Origin of the sequence: Halorhodospira halophila SL1 (assembly GCF_000015585.1) — a bacterium.
Lineage (GTDB): Bacteria > Pseudomonadota > Gammaproteobacteria > Nitrococcales > Halorhodospiraceae > Halorhodospira > Halorhodospira halophila.
The window spans coordinates 2667350-2678452 of record NC_008789.1; the positions used below are offsets into that span (position 1 = coordinate 2667350).

The 11103-nt window shown below is 66.5% G+C and carries 13 protein-coding genes; all 13 read right to left on the reverse strand.

The genetic code is table 11. From position 1 onward, the window contains the following. Position 1: 1 nt before the first annotated feature. On the reverse strand, positions 2-829 hold the full coding sequence (locus HHAL_RS12265; protein WP_011815212.1) for a universal stress protein: 828 nt from the start codon (positions 827-829) through the stop codon (positions 2-4). 9 nt (positions 830-838) lie between these two features. Beyond that, on the reverse strand, positions 839-2260 hold the full coding sequence (glmU, locus tag HHAL_RS12270) for a bifunctional UDP-N-acetylglucosamine diphosphorylase/glucosamine-1-phosphate N-acetyltransferase GlmU (RefSeq protein ID WP_011815213.1): 1422 nt from the start codon (positions 2258-2260) through the stop codon (positions 839-841). 20 nt (positions 2261-2280) lie between these two features. Further along, positions 2281-2706, reverse strand: a complete 426-nt coding sequence (locus HHAL_RS12275) for a F0F1 ATP synthase subunit epsilon (RefSeq protein ID WP_011815214.1) — start codon at positions 2704-2706, stop codon at positions 2281-2283. Positions 2707-2718: 12 nt separating this feature from the next. Then, complete coding sequence (gene atpD / locus HHAL_RS12280; RefSeq protein ID WP_011815215.1) at positions 2719-4095, reverse strand: F0F1 ATP synthase subunit beta; 1377 nt, start codon at positions 4093-4095, stop codon at positions 2719-2721. A gap of 64 nt (positions 4096-4159) precedes the next feature. After that, on the reverse strand, positions 4160-5029 hold the full coding sequence (gene atpG, locus HHAL_RS12285; protein WP_011815216.1) for a F0F1 ATP synthase subunit gamma: 870 nt from the start codon (positions 5027-5029) through the stop codon (positions 4160-4162). A 63-nt stretch (positions 5030-5092) separates the two neighbouring features. After that, a complete protein-coding gene (atpA, locus tag HHAL_RS12290) occupies positions 5093-6634 on the reverse strand; it encodes a F0F1 ATP synthase subunit alpha (protein ID WP_011815217.1) in 1542 nt (513 codons plus the stop codon). A gap of 12 nt (positions 6635-6646) precedes the next feature. Continuing rightward, positions 6647-7183 carry a F0F1 ATP synthase subunit delta gene (locus HHAL_RS12295; RefSeq protein ID WP_011815218.1) on the reverse strand — a complete coding sequence of 179 codons (537 nt, stop codon included), beginning with the start codon at positions 7181-7183 and terminating at the stop codon, positions 6647-6649. A gap of 9 nt (positions 7184-7192) precedes the next feature. Next, positions 7193-7663 carry a F0F1 ATP synthase subunit B gene (locus HHAL_RS12300; protein ID WP_081432236.1) on the reverse strand — a complete coding sequence of 157 codons (471 nt, stop codon included), beginning with the start codon at positions 7661-7663 and terminating at the stop codon, positions 7193-7195. A gap of 47 nt (positions 7664-7710) precedes the next feature. Continuing rightward, a complete protein-coding gene (gene atpE / locus HHAL_RS12305; RefSeq protein WP_011815220.1) occupies positions 7711-7998 on the reverse strand; it encodes a F0F1 ATP synthase subunit C in 288 nt (95 codons plus the stop codon). Positions 7999-8038: 40 nt separating this feature from the next. Next, entirely contained in the window at positions 8039-8839 is an 801-nt protein-coding gene (atpB, locus tag HHAL_RS12310; protein WP_011815221.1) for a F0F1 ATP synthase subunit A, read from the reverse strand. A 39-nt stretch (positions 8840-8878) separates the two neighbouring features. Beyond that, on the reverse strand, positions 8879-9301 hold the full coding sequence (locus HHAL_RS12315) for an ATP synthase subunit I (RefSeq protein WP_011815222.1): 423 nt from the start codon (positions 9299-9301) through the stop codon (positions 8879-8881). Between the two features lie 76 nt (positions 9302-9377). Beyond that, on the reverse strand, positions 9378-10271 hold the full coding sequence (locus HHAL_RS12320; RefSeq protein WP_011815223.1) for a ParB/RepB/Spo0J family partition protein: 894 nt from the start codon (positions 10269-10271) through the stop codon (positions 9378-9380). A gap of 34 nt (positions 10272-10305) precedes the next feature. Further along, the gene (locus HHAL_RS12325; RefSeq protein WP_011815224.1) at positions 10306-11100 is read right to left on the reverse strand and encodes a ParA family protein; all 795 of its coding nucleotides are present in this window, start codon (positions 11098-11100) and stop codon (positions 10306-10308) included. Positions 11101-11103: the final 3 nt, after the last annotated feature.

An 11103-nucleotide genomic window follows, 5' to 3' on the forward strand; every position in this document is an offset into this window, starting at 1 on the left:
ATCAGCGGATCCAGATCCCTTGCTCGTTGGGCACCAGCAGCACCGAGCAGGGGCAGTTACGGCAGACCTGCTGCGCGGTACTACCCAAGGCGAGGTCCCGGCCCGGCCCGTCGCCGCGCTTGCCCACCAGGACCATGCTGCTGCGCTCCTTCTCGGCGACGTTGCGGATGACCCGCGAGGGCGTGCCGGTCTCCAGACGCGTGGTGACGTCGATACCGCGAGCCTGGGCCTGTTCGGCGAAATGCTGCAGGCGCTCCTGCCCTTCGGTGCGGGTATCCTCGTCGGTGACGTGCAACACCGTCAGTGCACCGACCTGCTCCCCAACATCCAGGGCCAGCGCCTGGGCGGCGGCGGCCTTCTTGGAGAAGTCGGTGGCCAGCATCGGCCGCTGGAAGGTCTCGCCGTGGCCGAAGGTGTTCGGATCGGGATCGATGCGCTCCATGAGCACCGGCAGGGCGGTCTGCCGGGCCAGCTCCAGAACCGTGGACCCGTGGTAGAACTCGCGCAGCAGCCCCTCGCCTCGCGAACCGAGGAGGATCAGCTGGGCGCCGTAACCGCGCCCGATCTTGGCCAACTCCGGTGCGGGAAAGCCGATCGGCTGCTGGATGTCGACCTGGTAGCCGGCCGCCTGGAGGTCTGACTGCTTCTGCGCAAGACGGCGGCGGGCCTCGGCCCGATGGCCCTCGCTGAGGTCGTCCGGATCGTCGATACGCAGGACATCGACCAGCGTGAACTGCTTCGCCCCAAACTTGTGCAGCTCGCTGACGGCATCGAGCAGCGGCTGGTAAGGGGACTCGAAGTGCACCGCAACGACTGTGTGGTCGAACATGCTCGCTCCTTACTCTTCCTTGGCACCGCCGGACGCCGGCGTCGCATCGTTATCATCGGGAGGTCCGCGACGGCCCGTCAAGCCGGGGTGCTGCCAGCCGGGGATGGTCCGGGCGCGGCTGCGGCCCACGGTGAGGGCGTCGGCCGGCGCATCGCTGGTCAGGGTGGTCCCGGCGCCGATGGTCGCCCGCGCCCCCACCTGGACCGGCGCGACCAGCTGGCTCCCGGAGCCGATGAAGGCATCCTCACCAATCTGCGTACGGTGCTTCTCGGCCCCGTCGTAGTTGCAGGTGATGGTGCCGGCCCCCAGGTTGGCCCGGGCCCCGACCTCGGCGTCTCCGACGTAGGTCAGGTGGTTGGCCTTTGCGCCAGGGCCCAGGCGGGCTGCCTTGGTCTCGACGAAATTTCCCACCCGGGCGCCCTCCTCGAGCACGGTCCCTGGACGCAGATGGGCGAAGGGGCCGACGCGGCACCCTGCGCCAATGTGGGCTTGCTCGACCACAGTATAGGGGCCGACTTGGGCCCCGTCCTCGATCACGCAGTCGCGCAGGATCACCCCTTGGCCGACCTGCACCCCATGGCCCAGCTGCACTTCGCCCTCCAGGGTGCAGTCAGCGTCCACAGCGCAGTCGGTACCGTGGCGGACCGCACCACGCAGGGTGAACCGGTGCGGCGCTACCAGGCGCAGCCCTCCCTGCAGCAGGCGCCGCGCCCAGCGTCGCTGGAACGCCTCTTCCACCTCCGCGAGCTGGACCAGGTCGTTGATGCCGCTGGCTTCGCCGGCCTCGCTCGTGAACCGGGCACGCACCGGGGTGCCGTCCGCCCTCGCCGCCGCCACCGCATCGGTCAGGTAGTACTCGCCCTGGGCGTTGTCGGCGGACAGAGCGGCCATCCAGCGACGCAGATCACCGGCCGATGCGGCCAGAAGGCCGGTGTTGACCTCATCGACGCGACGCTGCTCCGGGTCGGCGTCCTTTTCCTCGACGATGGCCACCACGGCGCCGTCGTCATCACGGATGATGCGGCCGTAACCGGTCGGGTCCGGGACCCGGGCTGCCAGGAGTTCCAGTCCATCTCCGGCAAGCAGGGGTTTGAGGGTCTCAGGGGTGACCAGGGGGACGTCACCATAGAGGACCAGCACCCGGTGATCGTCCGGGATCTGCGGCAGCGCGCACGCCACCGCGTGCCCGGTCCCGAGTTGGCGGGGCTGTTCAACCCAGTAGACCGGGTAATCGGCGTGCGCGGCGGCGACCTGATCGCCGCCGTGGCCGTAGACCACGTGAACCTGCTCCGGCCCCAGGGCCAGGGCCGTATCCAGGACGTGGGCAAGCAGGGGGCGCCCAGCCAGCGGTTGCAGAACCTTAGGCTGGGCCGAGCGCATGCGGGTCCCTTTGCCCGCAGCCAGTATGACCACGGCAACAGGTGCCCGCATGGTCGGTTCCTCCGTTCGGGTCAGCGCTTGGCCCGCTTGCGCAGGCTCTCCAGGGTTCGCAGCTGCGCCATGGCCTCGGCAAGCTCCGCCTGGACCGAGCTGTAGTCCACCTCGTCCTTCTGCTCGCGGAGCTTCTCCTCGGCCCGCCGCTTGGCCTCGAGGGCCGCGGCCTCGTCGATGTCCCGGGCACGGACCGCCGTGTCGGCGAGGACGGTGACCTTGTGCGGCTGGACCTCGAGCAGGCCCCCGGAGGCGTAGAAGAAGAATTCCTCTTCGTCGCCCTCCGGGGTGATGCGCAGCTCACCCGGACGCAACCGGGTCAGCAGCGGAGCGTGACGCGGGGCTATGCCCACGTCACCCTCGGCCGCCGGCGCAATGACCATGCTCGCCTGGCCGGCGTACAGCTGCTCTTCAGCACTTACGATGTCGACTTGGAGCGTGCTCATGGCACCCCCGGATTACAGGTTCTTGGCCTTCTCGGCGGCCTCTTCGACGGTACCGACCATGTAGAACGCCTGCTCGGGCAGGTGGTCGTACTCGCCGTCGATGATCGCCTTGAAGGACGCGACGGTGTCCTTCAGCGAGACGTACTTACCGGGCATACCGGTAAACACCTCTGCGACGAAGAACGGCTGGGACAGGAAGCGTTGGATCTTACGCGCCCGGGAGACGGTGAGCTTGTCCTCTTCGGAGAGCTCGTCCATGCCCAGGATCGCGATGATGTCCTTGAGCTCCTTGTAGCGCTGCAGGACGCCCTGAACGCCGCGGGCGACGTCGTAGTGCTCCTGGCCGATGACCAGCGGGTCGAGCTGCCGCGAGGTGGAGTCCAGCGGGTCGACGGCCGGGTAGATGCCCAGCTCGGCGATCTGGCGCGACAGCACGATGGTGGCGTCCAGGTGAGCGAACGTCGTCGCCGGCGCCGGGTCGGTGAGGTCGTCGGCCGGGACGTAGACTGCCTGGACGGAGGTGATGGAGCCGGTCTTCGTGGAGGTAATGCGCTCCTGGAGCTTGCCCATCTCCTCCGCCAGCGTCGGCTGATAACCCACCGCCGAGGGCATACGGCCGAGCAGCGCCGAGACCTCCTGACCGGCCAGCGTGTAACGGTAGATGTTGTCGATGAACATCAGCACGTCACGCCCCTCGTCACGGAAGTACTCGGCCATGGTGAGGCCGGTCAGCGCGACGCGCAGACGGTTACCCGGCGGCTCGTTCATCTGGCCGTAGACCAGCGAGACCTTGTCGAGGACGTTGGAGTCCTTCATCTCGTGGTAGAAGTCGTTGCCCTCGCGGGTCCGCTCGCCGACGCCAGCAAAGACCGAGTAGCCGGAGTGCTCCACCGCGATGTTGCGGATGAGCTCCATCATGTTGACGGTCTTGCCGACACCCGCACCGCCAAACAGCCCGACCTTGCCGCCCTTCGCGAACGGGCAGAGCAGGTCGATGACCTTGATGCCGGTCTCCAGCAGCTCCTGACCACCGGACTGCTCCTCGTAGCTCGGCGCATTGCGGTGGATCGACCAGCGCTCGTCGGTCTTGACCTCGCCGGCCTCGTCCACGGGCTCGCCAAGCACGTCCATGATCCGCCCCAGGGTCCCCTGGCCCACCGGCACGGAAATCGGGTTACCGGTGTTCGAGACCTTCTCCGAGCGCGTCAGCCCGTCGGAGGACCCCATGGCGATCGTGCGGACGACGCCATCGCCCAGCTGCTGCTGGACCTCGAGGGTCAGGCCCCGCTCGTCGACCACGAGGGCGTCGTAGATCTGCGGCACCTGGTCACGCGGAAACTCCACGTCGACCACTGCACCAATCACCTGAACGATCTTTCCAGCGCTCATTCGGATCCCCTCAGATAGCTTCTCGCGGGCCTCATGGGCCCGCCGTTGATATTGGAAATCAGCATTAACCCGACACGGCCTCGGCGCCCGAGACGATCTCGGTCAGCTCCTGCGTGATCGCGGCCTGGCGGGCCTTGTTGTAGGTAATTTGCAGGTCGTCGATGATCTCTGCGGCGTTGTCGGACGCGCTCTTCATGGCGATCATCCGCGCAGCCATCTCGCAGGCGATATTCTCGACCACGCCTTGATAGACCTGGGACTCGACGTAGCGGCGCAGCACGTCGTCGAGCAGCGAGGCGGCGTCCGGCTCGTAGATGTAGTCCCAGTTCTCGAGCATCTCTTCCTCGCGAACGGGCTCGACCGGGATCAGGCGCTGGACCTGCGGCCGCTGGGTCATGGTGTTGACGAACTGGTTGCTCACCAGGTTGACCCGGTCGATGGTGCCGTCCACGTAGGCGTCCAACAGGACCTTGATCGGCCCGATCATCTGCTCGAGCTTCGGGCGGTCGCCGATATCGCGGACCTCGGCGGGGATCTCGACCCCGGTGCGCTCGAAGAAACCGATGCCCTTGGCGCCGATGGGGACCACCTGAGCCCCCACGCCCTGCTCCTGCCAGCCCTTAAGGTCGTTGATCGCCGCCTTGAACAGGTTGACGTTCAGACCGCCGCACAGACCACGGTCGGTGGAGACGACAATGTACCCGACGCGCTTGACCTCGTCGCGCTCGACCAGGAACGGGTGACGATAGTCCGGATTGGCGTGGCCGAGGTGGCCAATGACCTGCCGGATCTTCTCGGCGTACGGCCGCGTCGCCTCCATACGCTCCTGGGCACGCCGCATCTTCGACGCGGCGACCATCTCCATCGCGCTCGTGATCTTCTGCGTGTTCTGAACGCTCTTGATCTTGGTCTTGACTTCTTTCGCCCCGGCCATGCCGTCACCTATGTGTCGTTAAGGGGCCGGCCGGGGAGCACCCGGCTCCCCGGCAGCGCATGCTCACCACGTGCGATTCTTCTTGAACGCATCCATCGCCTTCTGCATCTCGGCGTGGATCTCGTCGTTGTAATCGCCGGTCTCCGTGATGCGCTGGAGCAGCTCGGCGTGCTCCGCACGCAGGTAGTCGAGCAGCGCCTTCTCGAAACGGACCACCTGGTCGTTCTCGACGTCGTCGACGTAGCCCTCGTTGGCGGCGAACAGCACGAAGGCCATCTCGCCGACCGACTGCGGCTCGTACTGACCCTGCTTCATCAGCTCCATGGTGCGCTTACCGCGCTCGAGCTGCTGCCGGGTGGTCTCGTCCAGATCCGAGGCGAACTGCGAGAAGGCAGCCAGCTCCCGGTACTGGGCGAGGGCCAGGCGAACACCGCCGCCGAGCTTCTTGATGATCTTCGTCTGCGCCGAACCACCCACGCGGGAGACCGACAGACCGGCGTTGACCGCGGGGCGGACACCGGAGTTGAACAGGTCGGTCTCGAGGTAGATCTGGCCGTCGGTGATCGAGATCACGTTGGTCGGCACGAAGGCGGAGACGTCGCCGGCCTGGGTCTCAATGATCGGCAGCGCGGTCAGCGAACCGGTCTGGCCCTTGACCTCGCCGTTGGTCCGACGCTCCACCTCCTCGGCGTTGATGCGCGAGGCGCGCTCGAGCAGCCGCGAGTGGAGGTAGAAGACATCACCCGGATAGGCCTCACGGCCCGGGGGACGGCGCAGCAGCAGCGACACCTGACGATAGGCCCAGGCCTGCTTGGTCAGGTCGTCGTAGATGATCAGGGCGTCCTGGCCGCGATCGCGGAAGTACTCGCCCATGGCGCAGCCGGCGTAGGGGGCGATGTACTGCATGGCGGCGGACTCGGAGGCGCCGGCGTTAACGACGATGGTGTTGTCCATCGCGCCGTGCTCCTCGAGCTTGCGCACCACGTTGGCGACCGTCGAGTTCTTCTGCCCGACCGCGACGTAGATGCACTTAATGCCGCTGTCCTTCTGGTTGATGATCGCGTCGACGGCCACCGCGGTCTTGCCGGTCTGGCGGTCGCCGATGATCAGCTCACGCTGACCGCGGCCGATCGGCACCATGGAGTCGATGGCCTTGAGGCCGGTCTGGACCGGCTGGTCGACCCCTTCGCGGGTGATGACGCCCGGCGCCACCTTCTCGATGGGCTCGCTGCCCTCGGTCTTGATCGGGCCCTTGCCGTCGGTGGGGCGACCCAGGGCGTCGACCACGCGGCCGAGCATGGCGTCACCAACCGGCACCTCCAGGATGCGGCCGGTGCACTTGACGGTGGCCCCCTCCTTGATGTGCTGGTAGTCACCGAGGAGGACGGCACCGACGGAGTCCCGCTCAAGGTTCAGGGCCATGCCGAAGGTGTCGTCAGGGAACTCCAGCATCTCGCCGAACATGACGTCGGCGAGGCCGTGGATGCGGCAGATGCCGTCGCCAACGCTGACGACGGTGCCTTCGTTGCGGGCCTCAGCCGCCGCGTCGAAGTTCTCAATGCGACGCTTGATGAGCTCGCTGATCTCCGATGGATTGACTTGCATCGTCCTACCTCGTCAATGAACCAGTGCACTCGAGAGGCGGGCCAGTTTGCCCTTCACCGAGCCGTCTATGGTGGTGTCGCCAGCGCGGATCATCGCCCCGCCGATGAGGGACTCATCGACCCGCGTCTGCAGCCGCACCTCTCGGCCGAGGCGCTTACGGAGCGCTTCGGCCAGGCGTTCTTGCTGCGCGTCCTCGAGCTGGGTCGCCGAAAGCACCTCTACGTCGACGATGCCCTCGGCCTCGGCACGCAGCTCTTCGTAGACCCGAGCGACTTCCGGCGCATACTGCAGTCGCCGGTTGCTCGCCAGCAGCCGGACAAAGTTCTCGCCGGTCTGCCCTAGGTCGCCAGCCGCCTCGCAGACAATGCCGGCGAGTTGCTCGGCGCTGATCCGCGGGTGGGTGAGCAACGAAGCGAGCTGGGGCACCTGCACCACCTCGGCCACCGCCGCAAGCCGACGCGACCAAGCCTGGCGCTCGGTCGCGTCGTCACCGGCAAGCTCGAAGACGGCGCGCGCGTAAGGTCGGGCCAGTGTGCTGCGCTCGGCCATGGCGCCTCCCTAGATTTGCGTCGCCAGTTCGTCGATCAGATCCTTGTGCGCCTTGGCGTCCACCTCGCGCTTCAGGATCTGGCTGCTCGCCTGGACGGCGATGGTCGAGACCTGCTTACGCAGATCCTCACGGGCCCGCTGGATCTCTTGATCGATCTCCTCGCGGGCGGAGGCCAGGATCCGGTCGGCCTCGGAGCGGGCCTCGGCCCGAGCCTCCTCGATCATCTCGGCCTGGCGCTTGTTCGCCTGGTTGATGATCTGGCTGGCCTGCTCCCGGGCATCCCGCAGCATGGCCTCGACCTCGGCCTGAGCCTTGTCCAGCTCCTCCTTGCCGCGTTCACCGGCGGCAAGGCCGTCGGCAATCTGCTTCTGCCGGTCGGCAAGCGCCTGTTGGATCGGCGGCCAGACGAATTTCATGGTGAACCAGACGAACAGCGCGAAGCTGATCATCGGCCCCCAGAACGTGGCACCAAAGTTCACGGTTTCACCTCCGATCGAGCTGGCGGCTTAAAAGCGCCGGCGTGTGTTTACGCGCCGGCGGCGGCCTCGACAGCACCCAGGAACGGGTTGGCGAAGGTGAAGAACAGCGCGATACCCACGCCGATCATGGCGACGGCGTCGAGCAGGCCGGCAACCAGGAACATGCGAACCTGCAGCATCGGGGCCATCTCGGGCTGACGCGCGACGCCCTCGAGGAACTTGCCGCCGAGGAGGCCGAAGCCGATGCCGGTGCCGATGGCGCCGCCGGCGATCAGGATGCCCACGGTCAGGGCGGTCAGCCCCTGGACGTTAGCAATGAGCTCTGCGAGTTCCATGTGATTCCTCCCGGATTCTCAGTATCGAAAGTGAGGCAGTTTAATGTTCTTCATACGCCATGGCCAGATAGACCACGGTGAGCATCATGAAGATGAAGGCCTGAAGCGGCACGACCAGGATGTGGAAGATCGCCCAGGGGGTACCGAGCGCCCACTGGATCCACCACGGCAGCAGAGAGATCAGGATAAAGACCAGCTCTGCGGCGTAGAGGTTGCCGAACAGTCGCAGTGAGAGCGACACCGGCTTGGCGATGAACTCCACGATGTTCAGGATCAGGTTGGCCGGCGCAAGCCAGGGGCCCAGCGGGTGGGTCACCCAGCTCTTGAGCCAGCCGCCAACGCCCTGACCCATCACGCCGTAGATGATGATCAGCGCCAGCACGCTCAGGGACAGGCCGAAGGTGAAGTTCAGGTCGACACTGGGAAGGATCTTCCAGTAATCCACTCCCACGGCCATCATGATGCTCGGCACCATGTCGATCGGCACAAGGTCCATCAGGTTTGACAGGAAGACCCAGCAGAAGATGGTCAGCGCCAGCGGCGCGATGACCTTGCTCTTCGCGTGGAAGGTCTCCTTCACCGTCTTGTCGATGAACTCGATCATGGCCTCGACGAAGTTCTGCAGCCCACCCGGTACGCCCGGTGTGGCCTGGCGGGCGGCCAGCCAGAAGACGTAGCAGAACAACGCACCGAGACCGAACGACATGATCAGGGTATCGATGTGGAGCGTCCAGAAGCCGGTGGCTTCCGAATCGATCGTACCCTCGGTCAGGTCCAGGCGAAGGTTGGTGAGGTGGTGCTGGATGTAGTCCGTCGCGTCGAACTCGCTGTCGGCGCTCATGGCAAACGTTGCTCCCCGGTTTGGTACCGCGCGGATGCGCTAGGTACGGAGGGCCCCCAAGAAGAAGAACCAGTAGGTGCCTAAGGCGGCTGCGTACGTTGTTATCAGCGGCACAAAGTGCCCGCTCAACCATCGGAGCGCGATAATAAAGAGCACCGCCGTGAGAATCAACTTCACGACCTCTCCGACGTAGAAGGCACGGAGCACCTGGCGGGGCGCTGTCCCCGGCGCCTTGGAGAAGACGTGAGCCGCATAGTAGGCGGACGGGACGATGGCGATGGCGGCACCGCACGCTGCGGCAATCGCCGACCAGCCACCATCCAGAAGCCAGAGGCCAGCGGCGATGGCACCGACACCGGCCTGGGCCAGGAGGACACCGAGCACGACCCGCAGTGCGGGTGCCCGGCTACGCCACATGCCCTGTGGTTCGTAGTCCTGATTGAGGGCTTCGCTCACTTCCACGCTGTACGCCCTACGGCATCGATAAGGGGCGGAGTCTAAACGGCGGCATCAGGGGGGTCAAATCAGGGCCGCTTAGTCAATGGATACGTCCGAGGATACCGTCCAGCTCCTCGAGGCTGCTGTAGCGGATGACCAGACGCCCCTTGCCCTGGCGGCGACTGTGCTGGATATCCACCGGCGCGCCGAGGCGGTCGGCGAGCGTATCGCGCAGGCGCTCGACGTCGGGATCCAGGCGCTTGCCCTCCCCCGCCGCCCCTTTGGCGTCGTCGGCGGAGGTGTCGGCTGCCTGCTGATAGCGCCGTACCAGGGTCTCGGTCTGACGCACGGTGAGGTGGTCACGGGCCACCCGGGCAGCCGCCTCGCTCTGGGCCGTGCCGGTCAGGCCAGCAAGCGCCTTGGCGTGCCCCGCCTCCAGGCGTCCCTCGCTGATCAACCGCTGAACGTCCTCGTTGAGCTCGAGCAGCCGCAGCAGGTTGGTCACCGATGTGCGGGATCGCCCGACGGCGTCCGCGGTTTTTTGATGGGACAGCCCGAACTCGTGAATCAGCCGCTGCAGCGCGCCGGCGGCCTCCAGCGGGTTGAGGTCTTCACGCTGCAGGTTCTCGATCAGGCCGACGGCGATGGCCGCCTCGTCGGGGATGTCGCGAACCAGCGCGGGCACCGTATCAATCCCAGCACGCTGAGCCGCCCGCCAGCGTCGCTCGCCAGCAATGATCTCGAAGCGTCCGGTATCCGTCGGGCGCACCACCAGCGGCTGGACGACGCCCTGGGCGCGGATGGAGTCGGCCAGCTCCTGGAGGGCCTGATCGTCGAAGTGGCGGCGCGGCTGGTGGGGGCCGCGTTCAAGCAGATCGACGGGCAGATCGCGAAGCTCGCCGCCATCCACCGGGTGACCGGCGGCGACGGCGCCGGGCTCGGCACCGAGCAGGGCATCCAGGCCGCGGCCGAGACCACGCTTCTTGTTCGACATACGTCTGCTCTCTCCTCGGGTTGCGGTGGGTCGCTCAGGCGGAGGCAGCGGTGGCCGCCTGACCGCTGCGGTGGCGTCGTTCCATCTCGGTGGCCAGGGCCATGTAGGCCAGGGCACCGCGCGACGCGCGGTCGTACGCCAGGGCCGGCAGGCCGTGGCTGGGCGCCTCGGCAAGGCGCACGTTGCGCGGGATCATGGTGCGGTAGAGCTGCGCCTCGAAGTGGGCCGCCAGCTGCTCGCCGACCTGATTGGCGAGGTTGTTGCGCGCGTCGTACATGGTGCGCAACAGACCATCGATGGCCAGATTCGGATTGGCCGCCGCCTGCACGCCGCGAACGGTATCGAGCAGCGCCGTCAGCCCTTCCAGGGCGAAGTACTCACACTGGATCGGGATGAGCACGCCGTGGGCGGCGACCAGGGCGTTCAGGGTCAGGATGTTCAGCGACGGCGGACAGTCGATGAGGATGTAGTCGTAGCGGTCGGCGACGCCACGAAGCTGACGGCTGAGTCGCTGTTCACGTCGATCGGCCTCCAGTAGTTCCACCTCGGCAGCAGTCAGATCGCCGTTCGCCGGCAACACATCGAAACCCGCGCCCGCGACACCATGAACCGCTTCGGCCACGGAGGCCTGCTCGGCCAACACCTCATACGCCGTGGGCGAGACCTCACGGCGGTCGAGCCCGGAGCCGACCGTGGCGTTACCCTGCGGGTCCAGATCGATGAGCAGGACACGCTTGCGGTTGGCAGCCAGCGAGGCAGCCAGGTTGACGCAGGTGGTGGTCTTGCCGACCCCGCCCTTCTGATTAGTGATTGCGATGATCCGACCCATGAC

Bases quoted from the DNA above. Each gene is read 5' to 3' on its own strand.
- HHAL_RS12265 (WP_011815212.1), bottom strand. From the start codon at position 829: ATGTTCGACCACACAGTCGTTGCGGTGCACTTCGAGTCCCCTTACCAG.
- glmU (WP_011815213.1), bottom strand. From the start codon at position 2,260: ATGCGGGCACCTGTTGCCGTGGTCATACTGGCTGCGGGCAAAGGGACC.
- HHAL_RS12275 (WP_011815214.1), bottom strand. From the start codon at position 2,706: ATGAGCACGCTCCAAGTCGACATCGTAAGTGCTGAAGAGCAGCTGTAC.
- atpD (WP_011815215.1), bottom strand. From the start codon at position 4,095: ATGAGCGCTGGAAAGATCGTTCAGGTGATTGGTGCAGTGGTCGACGTG.
- atpG (WP_011815216.1), bottom strand. From the start codon at position 5,029: ATGGCCGGGGCGAAAGAAGTCAAGACCAAGATCAAGAGCGTTCAGAAC.
- atpA (WP_011815217.1), bottom strand. From the start codon at position 6,634: ATGCAAGTCAATCCATCGGAGATCAGCGAGCTCATCAAGCGTCGCATT.
- HHAL_RS12295 (WP_011815218.1), bottom strand. From the start codon at position 7,183: ATGGCCGAGCGCAGCACACTGGCCCGACCTTACGCGCGCGCCGTCTTC.
- atpE (WP_011815220.1), bottom strand. From the start codon at position 7,998: ATGGAACTCGCAGAGCTCATTGCTAACGTCCAGGGGCTGACCGCCCTG.
- atpB (WP_011815221.1), bottom strand. From the start codon at position 8,839: ATGAGCGCCGACAGCGAGTTCGACGCGACGGACTACATCCAGCACCAC.
- HHAL_RS12320 (WP_011815223.1), bottom strand. From the start codon at position 10,271: ATGTCGAACAAGAAGCGTGGTCTCGGCCGCGGCCTGGATGCCCTGCTC.
- HHAL_RS12325 (WP_011815224.1), bottom strand. From the start codon at position 11,100: ATGGGTCGGATCATCGCAATCACTAATCAGAAGGGCGGGGTCGGCAAG.